The organism is Pseudomonas sp. Irchel s3a12 (genome assembly GCF_900187485.1).
Lineage (GTDB): Bacteria > Pseudomonadota > Gammaproteobacteria > Pseudomonadales > Pseudomonadaceae > Aquipseudomonas > Aquipseudomonas neuropathica.
In genome coordinates, this window is record NZ_FYDN01000003.1 from 1 (window position 1) to 20,060 (window position 20,060).

Annotated in this window: 19 protein-coding genes; 9 read left to right on the plus strand and 10 right to left on the minus strand. The window is 60.3% G+C overall.

Going from position 1 to position 20,060, the window contains the following annotated elements; all coding sequences use genetic code 11:
- Window positions 1-166: 166 nt before the first annotated feature.
- On the minus strand, window positions 167-2,392 hold the full coding sequence (gene ppk1 / locus CKW14_RS06175; RefSeq protein ID WP_093429741.1) for a polyphosphate kinase 1: 2,226 nt from the start codon (window positions 2,390-2,392) through the stop codon (window positions 167-169).
- 18 nt (window positions 2,393-2,410) lie between these two features.
- Window positions 2,411-3,424 (minus strand): porphobilinogen synthase, encoded by a 1,014-nt coding sequence (gene hemB, locus CKW14_RS06180; protein WP_095049374.1) that lies wholly within the window; start codon window positions 3,422-3,424, stop codon window positions 2,411-2,413.
- Between the two features lie 207 nt (window positions 3,425-3,631).
- Here hemB and CKW14_RS06185 point away from each other — a divergent pair, with 207 nt between their 5' ends.
- Window positions 3,632-4,282: a DedA family protein gene (locus CKW14_RS06185; RefSeq protein WP_095049373.1), complete on the plus strand. Its 651-nt coding sequence runs from the start codon at window positions 3,632-3,634 to the stop codon at window positions 4,280-4,282.
- A 290-nt stretch (window positions 4,283-4,572) separates the two neighbouring features.
- Complete coding sequence (elbB, locus tag CKW14_RS06190; RefSeq protein WP_038359087.1) at window positions 4,573-5,241, plus strand: isoprenoid biosynthesis glyoxalase ElbB; 669 nt, start codon at window positions 4,573-4,575, stop codon at window positions 5,239-5,241.
- Window positions 5,242-5,359: 118 nt separating this feature from the next.
- Here the strand turns inward: elbB and CKW14_RS06195 are convergent, their stop codons facing one another.
- Both CKW14_RS06195 and CKW14_RS06200 read right to left on the minus strand, forming a co-directional pair.
- A complete protein-coding gene (locus tag CKW14_RS06195; RefSeq protein WP_007911138.1) occupies window positions 5,360-5,815 on the minus strand; it encodes a YaiI/YqxD family protein in 456 nt (151 codons plus the stop codon).
- Between the two features lie 121 nt (window positions 5,816-5,936).
- Complete coding sequence (locus CKW14_RS06200) at window positions 5,937-7,832, minus strand: FTR1 family protein (protein WP_095049371.1); 1,896 nt, start codon at window positions 7,830-7,832, stop codon at window positions 5,937-5,939.
- A gap of 189 nt (window positions 7,833-8,021) precedes the next feature.
- Here CKW14_RS06200 and CKW14_RS06205 point away from each other — a divergent pair, with 189 nt between their 5' ends.
- The 5 genes from CKW14_RS06205 (at window position 8,022) to CKW14_RS06225 (ending at window position 12,785) form a co-directional block, all read left to right on the plus strand.
- On the plus strand, window positions 8,022-9,422 hold the full coding sequence (locus tag CKW14_RS06205; RefSeq protein WP_095049370.1) for a COG3014 family protein: 1,401 nt from the start codon (window positions 8,022-8,024) through the stop codon (window positions 9,420-9,422).
- Between the two features lie 207 nt (window positions 9,423-9,629).
- Window positions 9,630-11,024 carry a COG3014 family protein gene (locus CKW14_RS06210; RefSeq protein WP_095049369.1) on the plus strand — a complete coding sequence of 465 codons (1,395 nt, stop codon included), beginning with the start codon at window positions 9,630-9,632 and terminating at the stop codon, window positions 11,022-11,024.
- Window positions 11,025-11,039: 15 nt separating this feature from the next.
- A complete protein-coding gene (locus CKW14_RS06215) occupies window positions 11,040-11,414 on the plus strand; it encodes a YcfL family protein (protein WP_007911131.1) in 375 nt (124 codons plus the stop codon).
- A gap of 36 nt (window positions 11,415-11,450) precedes the next feature.
- Window positions 11,451-12,038, plus strand: coding sequence for a penicillin-binding protein activator LpoB (gene lpoB / locus CKW14_RS06220; protein ID WP_016772610.1), 588 nt, complete (start codon window positions 11,451-11,453; stop codon window positions 12,036-12,038).
- Between the two features lie 3 nt (window positions 12,039-12,041).
- Window positions 12,042-12,785, plus strand: coding sequence for a penicillin-binding protein activator LpoB (locus CKW14_RS06225; protein ID WP_095125000.1), 744 nt, complete (start codon window positions 12,042-12,044; stop codon window positions 12,783-12,785).
- Window positions 12,786-12,899: 114 nt separating this feature from the next.
- Here CKW14_RS06225 and CKW14_RS06230 read toward each other — a convergent pair whose 3' ends face one another.
- The 3 genes from CKW14_RS06230 to CKW14_RS06240 form a co-directional block, all read right to left on the minus strand.
- Window positions 12,900-13,532 carry a LysE family transporter gene (locus tag CKW14_RS06230; protein ID WP_095049367.1) on the minus strand — a complete coding sequence of 211 codons (633 nt, stop codon included), beginning with the start codon at window positions 13,530-13,532 and terminating at the stop codon, window positions 12,900-12,902.
- Between the two features lie 166 nt (window positions 13,533-13,698).
- A complete protein-coding gene (locus CKW14_RS06235; protein WP_095049366.1) occupies window positions 13,699-14,280 on the minus strand; it encodes a mechanosensitive ion channel family protein in 582 nt (193 codons plus the stop codon).
- Window positions 14,280-16,190: an ATP-binding cassette domain-containing protein gene (locus tag CKW14_RS06240; RefSeq protein ID WP_095049365.1), complete on the minus strand. Its 1,911-nt coding sequence runs from the start codon at window positions 16,188-16,190 to the stop codon at window positions 14,280-14,282. Before CKW14_RS06240 ends, CKW14_RS06235 begins: the two co-directional genes overlap by 1 nt.
- 50 nt (window positions 16,191-16,240) lie before the next feature.
- Between CKW14_RS06240 and CKW14_RS06245 the strand changes: the two genes are divergently transcribed.
- Window positions 16,241-16,702 (plus strand): TIGR02444 family protein, encoded by a 462-nt coding sequence (locus CKW14_RS06245; protein ID WP_095125002.1) that lies wholly within the window; start codon window positions 16,241-16,243, stop codon window positions 16,700-16,702.
- On the opposite strand, the gene CKW14_RS06250 is transcribed toward CKW14_RS06245, so the two are convergent.
- On the minus strand, window positions 16,699-17,907 hold the full coding sequence (locus CKW14_RS06250; RefSeq protein WP_095125004.1) for an AlgP family protein: 1,209 nt from the start codon (window positions 17,905-17,907) through the stop codon (window positions 16,699-16,701). The genes CKW14_RS06245 and CKW14_RS06250 overlap by 4 nt on opposite strands.
- A gap of 192 nt (window positions 17,908-18,099) precedes the next feature.
- Between CKW14_RS06250 and CKW14_RS06255 the strand changes: the two genes are divergently transcribed.
- Complete coding sequence (locus tag CKW14_RS06255; RefSeq protein WP_095049362.1) at window positions 18,100-18,765, plus strand: FKBP-type peptidyl-prolyl cis-trans isomerase; 666 nt, start codon at window positions 18,100-18,102, stop codon at window positions 18,763-18,765.
- Between the two features lie 60 nt (window positions 18,766-18,825).
- Here CKW14_RS06255 and rsd read toward each other — a convergent pair whose 3' ends face one another.
- A complete protein-coding gene (rsd, locus tag CKW14_RS06260) occupies window positions 18,826-19,284 on the minus strand; it encodes a sigma D regulator (protein WP_095049361.1) in 459 nt (152 codons plus the stop codon).
- Between the two features lie 183 nt (window positions 19,285-19,467).
- Entirely contained in the window at window positions 19,468-20,019 is a 552-nt protein-coding gene (locus CKW14_RS06265; protein WP_095125006.1) for a disulfide bond formation protein B, read from the minus strand.
- Window positions 20,020-20,060: the final 41 nt, after the last annotated feature.

Sequence of the window (20,060 nt, forward strand, 5' to 3'; positions counted from 1 at the left end):
ACGAAGCTGCACGGTGGACACCTCTTCCCAAGACACAGGCCATCTCCTTCGCGATGAGCAATGTGTCTATTAAAATGTGTCCACCATGTCTCCGAACACCTGTCCACCATGTCTCCGGTACATACAGGGAGAGGGTTAGGGTGAGGGGCTTTTGACCTTCAAGGCCTCAACTGCTCACCGGCAAGATCGGGCTACCCAACCGCTCCAGCAACGTCGCCTGCGCACTCCGCGGGTTCTGGTTGCCGGTCGGCGTGTTGCGGATGTAACGACCATCCGACTGCAAACTCCAGCTGTGGGTATTGTCGGTCAAATACAGCTCCAGCTCTTTCTTCACCCGGGTCAGCAGCTTTTTACCTTCGACCGGGAAGCAAGTCTCGACGCGCTTGTCGAGGTTGCGCTCCATCCAGTCGGCGCTGGAGAGGAACATCTGCTCATCGCCGCCATTAAGGAAGTAGAACACGCGGGTGTGTTCCAGGAATCGGCCGATGATCGAGCGCACATGGATGTTGTGCGAAACACCGGCGATGCCCGGACGCAGGCAGCACATGCCGCGCACCACCAGATCGATGCGCACGCCGGACTGGCTGGCCTTGTACAGCGCGCGGATGATCTTCGGATCGGTCAGCGAGTTGAACTTGGCGATGATGTGCGCCGGTTTGCCGTCGAGCGCAAATTGCGTCTCGCGGGTGATCATGTCGAGCATGCCCTTCTTCAGGGTGAAGGGCGCATGCAGCAGCTTCTTCATGCGCAGGGTTTTACCCATGCCGATCAACTGGCTGAACAGTTTGCCGACGTCTTCGCACAAGGCATCGTCGGAGGTCAGCAGGCTGTAGTCGGTGTAGAGCTTGGCGTTACCGGCGTGATAGTTCCCGGTGCCGAGGTGCGCGTAACGGACGATCTCGCCGGCCTCGCGACGCAGGATCAGCATCATCTTGGCGTGGGTCTTGAAGCCGACCACGCCGTAGATCACCACCGCACCGGCCGCTTGCAGACGGCTGGCCAGTTGCAGGTTGGACTCTTCGTCGAACCGTGCACGCAGCTCGATGACTGCCGTCACTTCCTTGCCGTTACGCGCGGCATCCACCAGCGCATCGACGATCTCGGAGTTGGCACCGGAGCGGTACAGCGTCTGGCGCACAGCGAGCACGTGCGGGTCTTTCGCCGCCTGACGCAGGAGGTCGACCACCGGGGTGAACGACTCGAACGGATGCAGCAGCAGGATGTCCTGCTTGCTGACCACGCTGAAAATGTTTTCGCTGTTCTGCAGCAGTTTCGGGATCTGCGGGGTGAACGGCGTGTATTGCAGCTCCGGATGACTGTCCAGACCGGTGATGCTGAACAGCCGCGTCAGGTTGACCGGGCCGTTGACCTGATACAGCTCGCTCTCGCTCAGGTTGAACTGCTTGAGCAGGTAGTCCGAGAGGTGTTTCGGGCAGGTGTCAGCGACTTCCAGACGCACCGCGTCACCGTAACGACGCGAGAACAGCTCGCCACGCAGGGCGCGGGCCAGGTCTTCGACGTCTTCGGAATCGAGCGCCAGGTCGGCATTTCGGGTCAGGCGGAACTGATAGCAGCCTTTTACCTTCATGCCCTGGAACAGGTCGTCGGCGTGGGCGTGGATCATCGACGACAGGAACACATAGTTGTCGCCCGGGCCGCCAACTTCTTCCGGCACCTTGATGATCCGTGGCAGCAGGCGCGGCGCCGGGATGATCGCCAGACCGGAATCGCGACCGAAGGCATCGATGCCTTCGAGCTCGACGATGAAGTTCAGACTCTTGTTCACCAGCAACGGGAACGGGTGCGTCGGGTCGAGGCCGATCGGGGTGATGATCGGCGCGATCTCGTCGCGGAAATAGCGGCGCACCCAGGTTTTGATCTTGGTCGTCCAGTGGCGGCGACGAATAAAGCGCACCTGATGCTTTTCCAGCTCCGGCAACAGGATGTCGTTGAGGATCGCGTACTGACGGTCAACGTGACCGTGAACCAGCTCGCTGATCCGCGCCAGCGCTTGATGCGGCTGCAAGCCGTCAGCACCGGCTTGTTCACGGGCGAAGGTAATCTGCTTCTTCAGGCCGGCGACGCGAATTTCAAAGAATTCGTCAAGGTTGCTGGAGAAAATCAGCAGGAACTTCAGGCGTTCCAGCAACGGATAGGACTCGTCCAGCGCCTGTTCCAGCACGCGGATATTGAATTGCAGTTGCGAAAGCTCACGGTGGATGTACAGGCTGCTGTCATCCAGGCCCGGTATCGCAATCACTGGTGCCGCCGCGACAGGTTCGGCGACCGGCGCGGGTGGCGCAGGCTCCAGTTCCGGCGGGGTCTCGGTGATTTGCTCGACCACCGGTTGAGCTTCTTTTACTGCAACTTCCGTGAGTCCTTCGGTATTCATTGAATGTTCCTGGGAGGGCTATTTCTGCTCTCGTAACAATTGAGCGGCGCGGACAGCAAAGTAAGTCAGGATGCCATCAGCGCCGGCACGTTTAAAGGCGGTCAGTGATTCGAGAATCACCGCCTCGCTCAACCAGCCATTCTGGATCGCCGCCATGTGCATGGCGTATTCGCCGCTAACCTGATAGACGAAGGTCGGCACTTTGAAGGCATCTTTTACCCGGAAAAGAATGTCCAGATACGGCATGCCGGGCTTGACCATGACCATGTCCGCGCCTTCAGACAAGTCGGCGCCGACTTCGTGCAGCGCTTCGTCGCTGTTGGCCGGGTCCATCTGATAAGAGGCCTTGTTGGCCTTGCCGAGGTTCGACGCCGAACCGACAGCATCGCGGAACGGGCCGTAATAGGCGCTGGCGTACTTGGCCGAATAAGCCATGATCCGCACGTTGACGTGGCCGGCGATTTCCAGCGCTTCGCGGATTGCCTGAATGCGACCGTCCATCATGTCCGACGGCGCCACCACCTGCGCGCCAGCTTCAGCATGGGACAACGCCTGACGGACCAGTGCGTCGACGGTGATGTCGTTCTGTACGTAGCCTTCTTCGTCGAGAATGCCGTCCTGGCCGTGGGTGGTGAATGGATCGAGCGCGACGTCGGTGATCACGCCCAGCTCAGGGAAACGCTCACGCAGAGCGCGGGTGGCGCGCTGAGCGATGCCTTCGGCATTCCAGGCCTCAGCGGCGTCGAGGGATTTCAGCTCGGGCGGAGTGACCGGGAACAGCGCCAGCGCCGGAATCCCCAGTTCCACCCACTTGGCCGCTTCTTCGAGCAGCAAATCGATCGTCAGCCGCTCTACCCCAGGCATCGAGGCCACGGCTTCGCGGCGGTTTTCACCGTCGAGCACGAACACCGGCAGGATCAGGTCATCGACTGTCAGCACATTTTCCCGCACCAGCCGACGCGAAAAATCATCACGACGGTTGCGACGCAGGCGAGTGGCAGGGAACAGACGATTGGCAGGGGTAAAGCTCACGGCGGACTCCTGAGCCCGCGCAAACGGGCGAGCGTGACAGTTATAGACGGCCATTATGACGAACAGATGACAGTTATGTGTGCCCCGTGACATGTAGCCGCATTCCATTGTCAGTGTAGGAATTGTTCACGTCGAGACACATTTGGACACTTTCATGAATGTGTCCGAAGGGTTAGGCTGCGCGTTCATTTCGCCAGCACCCAGACAATGCTCCAACAATTTCTGCATGACTTTGGCTACTTTGCCTTGTTCCTCGGCACGTTCTTCGAAGGCGAAACCATTCTGGTGCTCGCGGGCTTCCTCGCGTTTCGTGGATACATGGACATCAACCTGGTGGTGGTCGTGGCGTTCTTCGGCAGCTATGCCGGCGATCAGCTGTGGTACTTCCTCGGCCGCAAGCACGGGCGCAAATTACTCGCGCGCAAACCGCGCTGGCAGCTGATGGGCGACCGCGCGCTGGAGCACATTCGTAAGCATCCTGACATCTGGGTACTGAGTTTCCGTTTCGTTTACGGTCTGCGCACAGTGATGCCGGTGGCGATCGGTCTGTCGGGGTATCCGCCGGGACGTTATCTGCTGCTCAACGGCATCGGTGCGGCGATCTGGGCGACCGCACTGGCTGCCGCCGCTTACCACTTCGGTGCGGTACTGGAAGGCATGCTCGGCAGCATCAAGAAGTACGAGTTGTGGGTACTCGGGGCGCTGCTGATTCTTGGCGTTGGCCTGTGGCTGCGCCGCCGCTTCAAGAATGCGCGGCTGGCCAAACAGGTTTACGCCGACGAGCAAGCCGCGAAAGCTGCACTGCTGAATCAAGCCGAAGAACCCAAGCCTGCCGCACCGAAGACGCCAGCCGAATAACTCGCTGGCGACTTGCTACAGCCCGCCGGCACTGAGCGGGCTGGCCGGCCCTTTCAGTCAGACGGATCACTTTTATCCTCGCTACTCTGGGGCATTCAAGTTCGCCAGCGGCGTTGTCACGCCAAAAATCTCCCGCTCGTTACGCCGCAGGCAACCCCAAATAATGAACACCCCGCCGTTGTTGCGATCCATGTAGAAAGCGCTCCATGCAGGTGCAGCCGCCACTTGGGCCTATGGCAACGCGCGACAATTTAGTGGACATTTAGCGCCATGAATCTGGAGAGAAACCCATGAGCAAAAAAGTTGCAGTGATCCTGTCCGGCAGTGGCGTGTACGACGGCGCCGAGATCCATGAAAGCGTCATCACCCTGCTGCGCCTCGACCAACGCGGTGCGCAGGTGCAGTGCTTCGCCCCGAACATCGCGCAATTGCACGTGATCAATCACCTGACCGGCGAAGAAATGCCCGAGTCGCGCAACGTTCTGGTGGAATCGGCGCGCATTGCCCGCGGCAACATCAAGGACATCCGCGAAGCCGACGTCGATGACTTCGATGCGCTGATCGTGCCGGGTGGGTTTGGTGCGGCGAAGAACCTGTCGAACTTTGCTGTTGAAGGCGCTGGCTGCAGCGTGCAGCCGGAAGTACTGGCGCTGGCCGAGGCATTTGCCGAAGCGGGCAAACCGGTCGGTCTGATGTGCATCTCGCCGGCACTGGCGGCGAAGATCTACGGCCCGGGCGTAACCTGCACCATCGGCAACGACGCCGACACCGCCACGGCGATGAACAAGATGGGCGCCACCCACGAAGACTGTGCGGTGACGGAAATCATCGAAGACAAGGCGCGCAAACTGGTGACGACCCCGGCTTACATGCTGGCACAGAACATCAGTGAGGCGGCTTCGGGGATCAACAAACTGGTCGACCGCGTGCTCGAACTGACCCACGAAAACGACGCCTGATACGGTCTACTGTAGGAGTGAGCCTGCTCGCGATGTCGGTGTATCAGGCAACATATCTGTTGAATGACCGGCCGCTATCGCGAGCAGGCTCACTCCTACAAGGGGATTTGTGTAGGGCTTAAGGTTTGCGGGTCAGGCGTGTGAGAATCCGGTCCAGCGCATTGGCAAACGCCTGCTTCTCGCGATCGCCAAACGGTGCGGGCCCGCCGCTCATCTGGCCTTGCTCGCGCAGATCGGTGAACAGGTTGCGCACGGCCAGGCGCTCGCCCATGTTCTGCGCGTCAAACTCCTTGCCGCGCGGATCCAGCGCCGCGACGCCCTTCTTCACCAAACGATCGGCCAGCGGGATATCGCTGCAAATCACCAGCTCACCGGGCACTGCGTGTTCGACCAGATAATCGTCTGCCGCATCCGGACCGCTCGGCACCACGATCAGTTTGACGATGGCCAGTCCCGGCTTGATCTGCGGCTGCCCGGCCACCAGCACTACTTCGAACTGGCGCTTGAGGGCGAACTTCACCACCAGATCCTTCGCCGCCCTTGGGCAGGCGTCGGCATCGATCCATACACGCATTTTTCTAATCTCCAAAAACAATTCGCTAGCAGGTCGAATCGTCGCACCGTCACTCCCACAGGTTACGCGTAAACCCTGTGAGAGCGAGCCTGCTCGCGAATGTGAGCGCAGCGAATGCTTTTCAGGCGACTACCCGCCGCTTTTCCGCCATCCAACTACGCCCATACAACACAGCAATCGCCAGAATCGCCACCGCCTGCGCCGTCAACGAATACGCATCGGCATGAATCCCCAGCCAATCGAATTCAAAGAACGCCACCGGCCGCGTGCCGAAGATCCCGGCTTCCTGCAACGCCTTCACGCCATGCCCGGCAAACACCACCGACAACGCGCAGAGCAGCGCCGCGTTGATGCTGAAGAACAGCGTCAGAGGCAGCTTCGCCGAACCGCGCAGAATCACCCACGCCAGACCGACCAGCAGCACCAGCGCCGTGGCGCCACCCGCGAGCACCGCGTCATGCCCGGCCGGGCCGGCTTGAAGCCACAGGGTTTCGTAAAACAGGATCACTTCGAACAACTCGCGATACACCGAGAAGAACGCCAGAATCGCGAAGCCGAAACGCCCGCCGCCGCCGACCAGGCTGCTCTTGATGTAATCTTGCCAGGCCGCAGCATGGCGACGGTCATGCATCCACACGCCCAGCCACAAGACCATGACACTGGCGAACAGCGCCGTCGCACCTTCGAGCAGTTCACGCTGCGAACCGCTGACGTCGATCACATACGCCGCCAGCGCCCAGGTGCCGAGGCCGGCCAGCAACGCCAAGCCCCAACCGACGTTGACGCTGCGCACCGCCGATTGCTGGCCGGTATTGCGCAGGAAAGCGAGGATAGCTGCCAGCACCAGAATCGCTTCCAGACCTTCACGCAGCAGAATCAGCAAACCGGAGATGTAGCTCAGCGACCAGCTCAAGCCGTCACTGCCGAGCAACCCGGCGGACTCTTTAAGCTTGGCTTTGGCGGCGTCCAGGCGCTGCTCGGCCTGCTCGACCGACAAACCGTCCTGCAACGATTGCCGATACGCCATCAGTGATTTTTCGGTGTCCTTGCGCACATTGGCGTCAACGTTATCCAGCGAGCTTTCGACCAGCTCAAAGCCTTCCAGATACGCCGCCACCGACAGGTCGTAAGCCTGATCGTGTTCACCGGCGCGATAGGCGGCAAGGCTCTTGTCCAGCGTTGCGGCGGTGTAGTCGAGCAACTGCGCCGGGCCACGCTTGACCTGCGGCGGCTGCGCGCGTTGTGCACGGAACGTCGCTGCAGCTTGCGGACCATCGGCGGCCTGCACTTCGGCCGGTGTCTGGCGCGCCAGATCGGCGATGTTGTAGGTTTTCTCGGCTTTGGCCGCCGCCGGATCAGCGCTGAACCCGGCGATGTAGGTCGCCAGATCCCAACGCTGCCGATCATCGAGCTGATCGGCAAACGCCGGCATGTCGGTGCCTTCGACGCCTTGGCCGAGGGTGTTGTAGATCGCGTACAGACTCAGGTGATCCAGCCGCGCCGCATCACGCAGATTGGCCGGTGCCGGGGTCATGCCGAGGCCCGCCGGACCGTCACCGGCGCCACTGTCGCCGTGGCACACCGAGCAATTCTGCGCATAGAGCGGCGCACCCCGGGTGGGATCGGGGGTGATGATCGGCGCTTGGCTGACCTCATACGCCACCGCCAGTTGCGCGCCCAGTTGCCGTGCCTGCCGGGCCACTTCGGCGCCATCCTGCCTGGCAGTGATTGCCGCGTGCAAAGCGCTGACACCCTGCTCCAGCGCAACCTTTTCAGGCTTGGCCGGCATGCCGGCGATCAAGCCTTGCAGCGCCCGCGTGAACTCCAGTTGCTCGCGGTATTCGGAATCATCGACAACCTTGCCCGCCGCTACCGTCGGCGGGTAGTCGGCGCTGATGTAATCGAGCAGGTGCAGCGCTTGCGGCGCGCCTTCCACGGTATCGGCCAGCAGATTAAAGCTGCTCAGGGCAAACAACGGGAACACCAGCCAAGCCAGAAAACGGGACGAGGCAGTCATGAATGAGTCTCAAATGGAAATGCGAAGTTACATATTGTTCACTTCGAACGCGTTTCCCTCAAGCTTTGTCGACGTAACGCCACACAAGACGCGAGCCATCGGCCTGCAAAAACGCCACATCACTTAGCCACTATTGCACCCTATACTGCGCGACCTGTCGCATTTCCCGCTCAAGGATGAACCGCTTTCATGCGCCACCGCTTGCACTTTCCCCTGTTGATCGCCGCCGTTGTGCAACTGAGCGGCTGCGGTGCATATCGCAACTACGATCTGGAACTGCAACAGACCACCGACCCGTTAAAGGCCGGCAACATCAACAGCGCCCTGGCCGTGATCGAAGCGAACAATCCGGCTGCGGAAAAAGACCTGCTCTACTATTTCGAAAAGGGCGCCGTACTGAGTGCGGGCGGCGAGTTTGCGCAGAGCCAGACAACCTGGCGCAGCGCCGAGCAGATGATCATCGAGCGCCAGGACACGATCCAGACCACCGGCGACAAGTTGCTCGCTGCCATGGGCGATCACTGGGGCAGCATCATCAATGACAAGCTGCGCCGCTACGATGGCTACGACTACGAAAAAGTCATGCTGACCACGCAAATGGCCCTCAACCAACTGGCCATGAATGATTTTGACGGCGCCCGTGCCGACATCAAGAAAACCCACGAGCGCGAAGCGCTTATAGCCCGACAGCGGGAGCTGGAATACGAGCGTGTCGAAGCAGCGGCCAAGGCCCAGGGCGCGCGCGTGCATTACAAGGACCTGCAAGGTTACCCCGTGGTGATGCTCGAATCGCCTGCGGTGATTGCGCTGAAAAACGGCTACCAAAGTGCATTCAGTCACTATCTCGCCGGCTTCACCTACGAAGCACTGGGCGAGAAAGATCTGGCAGCGCCCGGCTATCGTCAGGCAATTGAACTGCGTCCGGACATGGCGTTTTTCCAACAGGCACTGCGCGACCTCGACAGCCCTGGTCTGAAGGCAGATGAAAGCGATGTGCTGATCATCGTACAAAGCGGCCTGGCGCCGGCCCGCAGCTCCGTGCGTGTGCCCTACCCGGTGAAGCTCGCGGACGGTCAGGTCATCGTCGCCAATATCTCGTTCCCCATAATGGTGCCCGACACCTCGACGCCTTCATTCAACCAACTGAGCATCGATGGTCGTCAAAAAAAGCTGATTGCGGTCAACAGCATTGCCGACATGTCCTTGCGCACCCTGCGTGACGACATGCCGGGCATTATTCAGCGCACAACCTATCGGGCATTTCTGGCAGCCGATGTTCAGGCCAGGGACAATCGACGCGATCCGAGCAAAGCCTCCTACGTCACCCACTGGGATGCTTTCGAGCATGCCGACACGCGCACTTGGCGCACCTTGCCCAACCTCACCCAAGTCGTGCGCCTGCGCCTGAAAAAAGGTGAGCACCTGATCAGCCTGCCCAACGCTCCCGGCGCTACGCCCATGAAAATCCGCATCGACCAGAGCCGCCAGGTCATCGGCCTGCGGGCTTTGGGTGAGCGAGTGTTTGCCAATGGCAGCGCATTCCAGCCCAGCGGAGCGCCGACCGGCAGTGCGGTATCCGACCTGAAATAAGTAATGGCACCAAACTAACAAGTGCAATTAAAAAGATATTACATAGCCACCACCGCCCGCCTATAATGCCGCGCCCTCGCTATCGCGAAACGGCATTAAAGCTCCTCAGGTTATGAGGAATTGGCAGGAGGCCAGCGCCACTGTCGATGGGTCACACCAGCCCGACCAGCATTCGCGGCTGTATTACTCCAGGGAAGAAGTACCCCCATGGCATTCCGCGCTCCCACTCTGATTGCGCTCAGCGCCGTCACTCTGCTGTCCGGCTGTTCGGCGTTTCGCAACTACGACTCCGAACTCGCCCAGACCAATCAGCAACTGGCCACCGGCAATGTTGACGCCGCGCTGACTCTGCTGGAAAAGAACAACACCGGCCCGGACAAAGACCTGCTCTATTACTTCGAGAAAGGTGAATTGCTGCGCGCCAAGGGCGACCTGTCCGGCAGCCAGAACGCCTGGACCAGCGCTGATCAGGTGGTGGGCAAGTGGGAAGATTCGGTCAAGCTCGACACCGACAAATATCTGGCCCAGTTCGGCAGTTTCCTGGTCAACGACAAGGTGCGTCGCTACGAAGGCTACGACTACGAAAAAGTCATGCTGACCACCCAGATGGCCCTGAACCTGCTGGCGGTCAATGACTTCGACGGCGCGCGTACCGCGATCAAGAAGACTCACGAGCGCGAAGCGGTGATCGCCGAGCTGCGTGACAAGGAATACCTCAAGAGCGAAGAAGAGGCCGAGAAAGAAGGCATTAAAACGCAGTACAAAGACTTGCAGGGTTATCCGGTCGCCAGCCTCGACGCACCGGAAGTGGTCGGTCTGAAGAACAGCTACCAGAGTGCTTTCAGCCATTACCTGTCCGGGTTCGTCTATGAAGCACTGGGCGAAAAAGGCCTGGCTGCACCGGGCTACCGCAAGGCTGCCGAATTGCGTCCGAACACGCCGCTGCTGGAACAGGCGCTGGTCAACCTCGACAAGCCGGGCAAATCCGACGACAGCGACATTCTCATCGTCGTCCAGAGTGGTCTGGCGCCAGCCCGCGACTCGATCCGCGTGCCGCTGCCATTGCCGATCTCAAACAATGTGGTGATTACGCCGCTGTCGTTCCCGATCATCAAGCCAGACACCTCCACCGCGCCGTTCGCGCAGATCGGTGTCGATGGCCAGCAGGTCGATCTGACCGCCCTCAACAGCACCACCGCGATGTCCCGCCGTGCCCTGCGTGACGACATGCCGGGGATCATCCTGCGCACCACCGTGCGGGCAATCACCAAGGGTGTTGCGCAGAAGCAGATCAACGAAACCAACCCGCTGGCAGGTCTCGCCGTCGGTATCTCTTCAGCTGTGCTCGAAGGTGCCGATACCCGTACGTGGCGCACCCTGCCGGACAACACCCAAGTGGTGCGTCTGCGTCTGAAAAAGGGTGAGCATCAGGTTACCCTGCCAAGCGCCGTGGGCGGTTCGGTGGTCAAGGTCACCGTCGATCAGCGTTATCAAGTGATCACTCTGCGCGCCGTGGGCAACCAGGTGTTCGCCGGTGGCCTCGCCGCCCACGTCATCCCGAGCGCCAGCGCGACCAACGTCGCCAGCCTCAAACAACCTTAAGAACGGAGTCTTTGCATGCGCTTCAAACTCATCGCCGTCGCCGCCCTCGCCTTGCTGGCGAGCGGCTGCGCCACCCCGCCACCGCCAGAGCCGGGCAGCGCCGCGAGCAAAGTCGTGGCCATGGGTCCACAGAAACACATTGTCGTCGGCGCCATGCGCGTGGCCCGCGAAAACGGCTTCATGACGGTCAACGTGCAGTTGAGCAACACCCTCAACAGCAACAAGATTTTCTACTACCGCTTCGCCTGGCTCGGCGCGGAAGGCTTCCCGATTGCCGAAGAAGAAGTGTGGAAAAGCCAAATGATGTACGGCGCCCAGACCAGCTTCATCCAAGGCATCGCCCCGACCCCGAAAGCCGTGGACTTCCGTCTGGAAATCAAGACGCCGTAAGCCTGTCACCCTATTCCTGTTTTAGAGAGCATTCCCATGTTTGCACGCTTTTCCTGCATCGCTGTTATCGCCCTACTGGCCTCCGGTTGCGCCAACACCTCGCCGACCCTGGGCAGCAAGAACATCAGCTACGGCGACACCAAAGCGGTTGAAACCGTGACCAACGAATTCGGTTCGACCGACCTGCAAATGATCGCCGAGTCGATGACCCGCTCGCTGGCCCAGTCCGGCATTCTGCAGGGCCGTCCGGTGGTTCAGGTCTACGACGTGAAGAACAAGACCAGCGAGTACATCGACACCCGCGAAATCACCACCAGCATCAAGACTCAGCTGATGAAAACCGGTGTAGCGCGTTTCGCCAGCGACAACAACGCCATGCAAAGCCAGGTTGACCAGCTCAAGCTGCAAAACCAGAGCGGCCTGTACAAGAAAAGCACCGTGGCCAAGACTGGCAACATGGTTGCCGCCAAGTACCGCATCGAAGGCTCGATCAGCTCGATCGTCAAGCGCAGCAGCGATTACAAGGACGTCTTCTACAAATTCAGCCTGCAACTGATCGACGTTGAAAGCGGTCTGGCCGAGTGGATGGACGAAAAAGAGATCCGCAAAACCACGGAGCGTTAATTGATGCGCGCATGGATTGGCATGATGGCCCTGGCTTGCGCGTTCAGCGTGCAGGCGGCCCCGAAAGTCGCGGTGACGGATCTGGCCTATCAGGAGCGTGTGGAGCAATACATCCACATCGTTTCGGCCCAGAGCAATCATCGCGAGGGTTACTACAGCTCCAGCGGCTCTTCGAGCTATAACGAGATCGAAGCGAGCACCAGCTACATCGAGCAAGGCGAGTTGCGCAAATTCACCGGCGACATCAAGGGTGAAATTTTGCGCACCGGCATGTTCCAGCTAGTGCAAGGCACGCCGTACACCGCGTCGTCCAAGGGTGACGTCTACGACGTGATCAAGCGCATCAAGGCCGGCAACTTCAAGGGCGCCGACTATGTGCTGTTTGGTACGGTGTCGGACATCGACTTCACTCAGGACATCAACGAACTGGCGCACACCGACAGCTATTCGGCGGTACTGGGCCTGACGCTGGTGGCGGATTTCAGCCTGATCAACACCAAGACCTTCGAAATCACCTCGGCCTTCACGGCGATGGGCGAAGCGCAGGACACCAAACTGGTGAACCACCGCGACATCAAGATCTCGCTGAACCGCCCACGGGTGGTGCGTGACGTGTCGAAGGCGCTGGGTGAGGACGTGGCCGGGCAACTGAGCATGCAGCTCGGTGGCGGCGGTTACGAGCAGCCGCGCGAAGCACCACAGCGCAACAATCTGCCGCGTGATACTGCGCCGGTGATTTTGCGCTGATGACTGGCGCCTGATCGTCCCCGTGCTCGACGTGGGAATGCATCCCGGGACGCTCTGCGTCCCAGCCACAAAAAAGGCGACCCGCAAAGGTCGCCTTTTTTGTGCTCGCGAGGTTTACGCCGCCGCTTTACGCAACGTCGCCATAAACGCCGCCGCACCGATGAACAGTCCGGCAAACGTGCGGTTCATACGCTTCTGCTGCTGCGGGGTGCGTAGCAAACGCAGCACCTTCGACGCCAGACCGGTGTAGCCCGCCATGACAATCAGGTCGACGAAGATCATCGTTACACCGATTACTACATACTGAATCAGCAATGGCGCATGCGGGTTGATGAACTGCGGCAGCACCGCGAGCATGAACACCAAAGCCTTGGGGTTGCTGATGTTCACCAGAAAGCCGCGGAACACCAGCGCCAGCGGCTTGCCGATCGGTCGTACCGCCGCGTCGTCGCTCATGTCCATGGGCAGCGCGCGCCATTGCTTGATGGCCAGATAAACAAGATAAGCCACACCGAACCACTTGATCGCGTGGAAGGCGGTGGCCGAGGCGGTCAGGATCGCGCCAACACCGGCGCCGACGATCGCGATTTGCACCGCCAGGCCAATCTGCAGGCCGAGGGCGTTCCAGTAACCGCGCCAGAAACCGTATTGCAGACCGCTGGACATCGACGCAATGGCGCCAGCACCCGGGGACAGACTGATCACCCAGCAGGCGGCAAAAAATGCCAGCCATGTTTGAAGCTCCATCGCACACCTCGCATCTGAATCGTGACAGACGCTCAAGCTAATGCGGATTGGGCCTAAAAGCAAAAGATCGCAGCCTCCGGCAGCTCCTACTTTGGAATGCGATCCCTGTAGGAGCTGCCGAAGGCTCGGGCCGCGATCGGACGATCTTTTGATCTTGCTGTAAGACTTACTTCTCAAACCCGCTGGAAGGAAACACATCAGTCCCGCGCCAACGTCGCACCGAGCGCTGGAAAAACAAGCTGTTCGGCACCTGCACCATCGCGCTGCCAGTCCCCAACTCTTCCGCCTCGATCAACGTGGTGTAAAGCAGATTGATCGCCACCACCCGGCCTTTGACGCCAGGCTTGTCCGTGGTGTCCACCAGCTCAACGATATCGCCCAGCCGGAACGGCCCAACCGTGAAGATCAGAATCGCGCAGAGCAGATTCGACAGCACACTCCACATCGCGAAGAACGCCACCGCCGCCACGGCGACGAACCCTGACAGCGCCGTCCACAGCACCGTGGCCGAGACACCGAGGCGTTCCAGAACAAAGATCAGCGCACTGCCCATGATCAGCCAGCGCAACACGCCGCGCAGTGGCATCAGCAACTGCGGCGGGAATGGATAGCGCTCACCCAGGCGGGTCAGGGCTTTGGCGACGAAGCGCTGGGTGAGATAACCGGCCAGCAGGATCAGCAGAATCTGCACCGCGAACCAGATCGGCTCGACCCACTCCGCCGGCAGCGGCAGCTTGAACGCTTCCATCAGGACAGCGCCTCCAGCTCCGCCTGCATGCTTTCCAGCACCTCTAGGGCTTCCATCCACGCTTCTTCCAGCTCGCCTTCGCGAACCTTCAATTTGGCCTGCTCAGCGAGCAGATCACGCAGTTCGTTCTTACGCGCCGGCTCGTAAATGTCGCTGTCGCCAAGGCTGGCGTCGACCTTGGCCAGTTTCTCGTGAAGCTTGCCCAGCTCGGCTTCAAGCTTGTCGGCTTCACGCTTGTGCGGGGCCAGTTGCTGACGCAACGCAGCAGCAGCCTGACGCTGGGCCTTTTTGTCGGTCTTGTCCGGATTCACCGGGGTGGTGCTGACCGGCGCGTTGCGCTGGCGGTATTCCACCAGCCAGCGCGCGTAGTCTTCGAGGTCGCCATCGAACTCTTCGACTTTGCCATCAGCGACCAGGTAGAAGTTGTCGGTGGTGCTCTTGAGCAAGTGACGATCGTGAGACACCACCAGCACCGCGCCGCTGAATTCCTGCAGCGCCATGGTCAGCGCCAGGCGCATTTCCAGGTCGAGGTGGTTGGTCGGTTCGTCGAGCAGCAACAGGTTCGGGCGTTCCCAGGCGATCAACGCCAGGGCCAGACGCGCTTTTTCACCACCGGAGAAATTCAGTACCGGCTCATCAATGCGCGCGCCACGGAAGTCGAAACCGCCGAGGAAGTCACGCAGAGTCTGCTCGCGCTCGGTCGGCGCCAGACGCTGCAAGTGCAACAACGGGCTGGCCTTGGAATCCAGCGAATCGAGCTGATGCTGGGCGAAGTAGCCAACCACGGTGTTTTCGCCACGGGTCAGGCGCCCGGCGATCGGTGACAGCTCGCCGGCGAGGTTTTTGATCAGCGTCGACTTACCTGCGCCGTTCGGGCCGAGCAGGCCGATCCGCGCGCCCGGGGTCAGTTGCAGCTTGACCTTCTCCAGGATGGTTTTGTCGCCATAGCCCAGACGCGCATCCGACAGGTCGATCAGCGGGCTGGAGATCTTGGTCGACTCGCGGAAGACGAAGTCGAATGGCGAATCGACGTGGGCCGCCGATAGCTCTTCCATCCGCTCCAGGGCTTTGATCCGGCTCTGCGCCTGACGGGCCTTGGTCGCTTGCGCCTTGAAGCGGGCGATGTAGCTTTCCATGTGCGCACGTTGCGCCTGCTGCTTCTCGTAGGCCTGTTGCTGCTGCGCCAGACGCTCGGCACGGGCGCGTTCGAACGCGGTATAGCCGCCGCGATACAGGGTGATTTTGCGCTGATCGACGTGGGCCACGTGATCGACGACTTCATCGAGGAAATCACGGTCGTGGGAGATCAGAAGCAAGGTGCCCGGGTAGCTTTTCAGCCACTCTTCGAGCCAGATGATCGCGTCGAGGTCCAAGTGGTTGGTCGGTTCGTCGAGCAACAACAGGTCGGACGGGCACATCAATGCCTGCGCCAGATTCAGACGCATCCGCCAGCCACCGGAGAAATCTCCTACCTGGCGATCCATCTGCTCGTTGGTGAAGCCGAGACCGGCGAGCAATTTGCGCGCCCGCGCGTCGGCGGTGTAGCCGTCGGCGCTGTCGAGTTCCGAGTGCAGGCGGGCCTGAGCGGCACCGTCGTGCGCCGCTTCGGCGGCGGCGAGGTCACGTTGCACCTCGCGTAGACGCAAATCGCCATCGAGCACATAGTCGACGGCAAGACGCTCAAGGGTCTCGATCTCCTGGCGCATGTGGGCGATGCGCCAGTCAGCCGGCAGGAAGCAATCACCCGAGTCGGGGTGCAGTTCGCCCCGAATCAAGGCGAACAGGCTCGATTTGCCGGCGCCGTTGGCACCGATGAGGCCGGCTTTGTGGCCGGCGTGCAGGGTCAGCTCGGCGTCTTCTAGCAGACGTTGCGGGCCACGCTGTAAAGTCAGGTTCTGAAGTCGGATCATAATGGCGGCGGAGTCTACCAGCTTCGCTCACAACTGGCGCGAGTAGCACGATGTCCTCTGACCTGTGGAGCTTTTCCCTTGCCACCTACGCCCGCCCGGGCGTGGAAGATGCCTGCCTGCGACTGCAAACGGCGGGCGCCAATGTGTGCCTGCTGCTGTGCGGTTTATGGCTCGAACAACGCGGGGTGATCTGTGATGAACAACGTGTAAGCCAGCTTCAGACGCTGACCGAGCCTTGGGATACCGAGGTGGTACAGCCGCTGCGCTCCCTGCGGATGCTATGGAAAGTACGGGCCGTTGATGATGCGGTGCTGAAAGGCATGCGCGAGCAGATCAAATCACTGGAGCTTGAGGCTGAGCGAGCGTTGCTGTCACGGCTTGAAGGGGTGGCGCAGGAATGGGCGCTAAACGATGCAGGCTCGAAGACCTGGCTTGAAGGATTGGCCGGCATGGCGGCCAGCCCGAACCGCGACGCGCTGCAAGTGCTGCGCGTCGCGGCAACCGGCACTTAGGAAGCGCTGGTCGGGTTGTTGCTGACGCTCGACGCAGCGGCTGGCGATGGCGCAGTCGAAGGAGTCGAGGTGGCGGCGGCTGGAGCAGCGGCGGCTGGCGTGGCCGGAGTGGCTGGCACGGCAGGCTTGGCAGCTGGAGTGGTAGCCGGTTTGGCGGCAGCTGGTTTGGCAGCGGCAGGCTTTTTCACGGCTGGTTTGGCGGCAGGTTTGGCAGTTGGTTTGGCGGCCGGTTTTGCAGCAGCAGGCTTGGCAGCAGTGGTCGCTGGTTTAGCAGCGGCGGCCGGTTTCGCGGCTGGCTTGGCGGCGGCTTTCACTGCTGGTTTTGCAGCCGGCTTGGCGGCAGGTTTTGCGGCGGCTTTTACAGCGGGTTTAGCGGCAGCCGGTTTTGCGGCTGGCTTGGCAGCGGCGGTTTTGGCAGCAGGTTTTGCGGCTGGTTTCGCCACAGCTTTCGCCGCAGGTTTAGCGGCCGGTTTGGCAGCTGCAGCTTTCGCCGGAGCAGCTTTGCTCGCGGCTGGTTTTGCAGCCGGTTTGGCGGCGGCCGTTCTAGCGGCTGGCTTGGCAACAGCTGGTTTTGCAGCAGTGGTTTTAGCCGCCGGTTTGGCAGCGCTCGTCGCAGCCGGTTTTTTCGCCGCAGGTTTTGCCGCGGTTTTGGCAGTTGGCTTGGTCGCCGCTTTCACCGGTGCCTTGGCAGCAGGTTTGGCCGCCGTTTTTGCCGCAGGTTTAACCGCTGCGGTTTTCGCTGCAGGCTTGGCTGCAGCCGGTTTGGCAGCCGCTTTCTTCGCCGGTGCCGCTGCCGGTTTGGCGGCGCGGGTGGACAGTACTTTGCCCACGGCTTCTTGAACGCGACCCACACCCTGGGCCAGTTTCAGGCTTTCCTGTGCATCGCGCTTGAGTTGCAGAATGTAGCTGCGAGTGTCGGACTGACGATCCTTCAAGGCATCGAGCAGGTCTTCCAGTTCTTTCACTGCGGCCTTGGCTTTGTTCTGTGCCTTGGCTTTACCGGCAGTGGCTGCGTCCTGCAATTTGGTGCGGGATTTGTGCAGTTTTTCTTGCGCCTTGCCGCGTTGCTTTTCCAGTTTGGCGAGCAGTTTTTCAGCATCAGCCAAGGCTTGGGAGCAAGCGTTTTCCAGATGCTCGAGCAGGCTGCCCGAGAGTTGTTGGAGTAAGTGCAACGGAGTATTTACAGGCTTCTTGGTGGCCGACATGGTTTACCTCCTGGCTGACGTGAGTGCGGCTCATACTAGACCTCTGCAGTTACCGCCGCTAGGGCATCTTGACAGTATCGATTGCGTTGCGTTGCACCGAATCGAAAATGTTCTGCGCGAAGTCAAAAGCAGTTCACCGTTGCAGACGTTCGCGCTGGCATAATCCACCGCATCTCAGGACGGAGTGTGCCCATGTCGCGCTACTTTTTTTTATCCCTCTGCATGGTTTTTTCGGCCGTTCACGCTGACGAAAAAAACACCGCGAACGATGCTCACGATCTGGCCTACAGCCTCGGTGCCAGCCTCGGTGAACGACTGCGTCAGGAAGTCCCGCAACTGCAGATTCAGGCGCTGGTCGATGGCTTGCAGCAAGCCTACCAAGGCAAGCCGCTGGCGCTGAGCGAAGCACGCATCGAGCAGATTCTGGCTGATCATGAAGCGCAAAACGCCGAGCACTCTGCACAGCCTTCAAGTGATGCGGCGATGGAAAACGAGCAACGCTTTCTCATCGCTGAAAAAGCCAAACCGGGTGTTAAGGAACTGGCTGACGGCATCCTGCTCACCGAGCTGACACCGGGCACTGGCGGCAAGGCTGGCCCCGATGGAAAAGTGCAGGTGCTGTATGTCGGACGTCTGCCGGATGGCACCGTGTTCGATCAGAACACTCAGCCACAATGGTTCAACCTCGACAGCGTGATTGCCGGCTGGCGCACCGCGTTACAGAACATGCCGGTAGGCGCGAAATGGCGCCTGGTGATTCCATCGGATCAGGCCTATGGCGCTGACGGTGCCGGTGACCTGATTGCGCCGTTCACACCGCTGGTGTTTGAAGTGGAATTGCGTGGAGCGACGAGTTGATCGGGCAATAAAAAACGGTGCGCTTTCGGGCGCACCGTTTTTTTTGATCAGGGTTCGGGATCAGGCCTGAACCGGATCTTCTTCCTTGTGTGCTGTGTGCAGCACTTCAATCAGGCAGTCTTCAAGTTCGAAGCGTTCGTGGAGCAGGCCACCTAGCTCTTTGAACTTCTCTGCAACGCATTTGCCTTCATCGCACAGGTCGTTGAAGGCTAGAAGCTTCTCGGTGATGACATCGATGCGCGGATAGATCGTCTCGGCGAGTTCGAGGCCGCGCTTGTCGTTGAACGCCTTGGCTTCGCCAGTCAGCTGTTCGTAGATTTCGAAGTGCCCGGCCGACACGTAGTCGACCAACACGCCGCAGAACTCCTGCAAGGGCTTGCGGCTCTCGGACAGCGAATCAGGCTCTGCGCCGAGCTTGTCGTAGGCACCGATCAGCTCTTCACGCTCTTGCAACCAGCGGTCGATCAGCAGATGAACCCCACCCCAACGTTCCTGAGCATTCTGACAACTTTCGAGCATGGCGATCTCTCTTCCCTTGTGGGTCATGCTGCTCTACACCCGCGCCCCTCTTTTGATTCTGGCTTGGGGGTCGGCCGGGCAGAGCGTCATCGAGCAACATAAATCCAATGACACGTGCGGGCCAGATTATGCCCGCACGCCTATGGCTTCAAGGTACGCAGGAGATAAAGTTCATACAAGTGTTTAATCCCGCAACAGCACCGGGTGCGACGCTTGGCCGCTGAGCGGGCGTTGCAGAGCACTCCATACCAGCCGCAACAATTGATACACCGCCAGAATCGATACCGCGACAAAGAACAGCAGGCTCCACTCCGGGACACTCAGGTCGAACAGCGTCCAGGATATTTCCGCACAATCGGTACCGCCGCTAAACATTGTTTGCAGGGCACAGATCCATGGCAGACCACTGAACAAGGCCTCGGGAGCAGGCGAGCAATTGAGCAGGTGCAGCATCGGATCGCTCTGTATCAGTACCTGCCGCCAGGCCGCCGTGGTCCCACCCAGGCTGGCGCCCAGGGTCAACAGCCAGTAGAACCACAAACCGACACGTTTGGGACCGTGCACCGCCGCCAGACCACTGACTACGCACAACAGCGTGAGGAACAGGCGCTGCACCAGACACAGGCTGCACGGCGTCAGGCCGACTGCATATTCAAGATAATAGGAAGCTCCCAGAGCAAAGGCCCCCGCAGTGAAAGCCATGAAGAACAAGGAGCGTGAGCAGGCCAACGACATGGCTTTTCCGTAACAGTAGAGACAGACGGTTACGGTAGAGG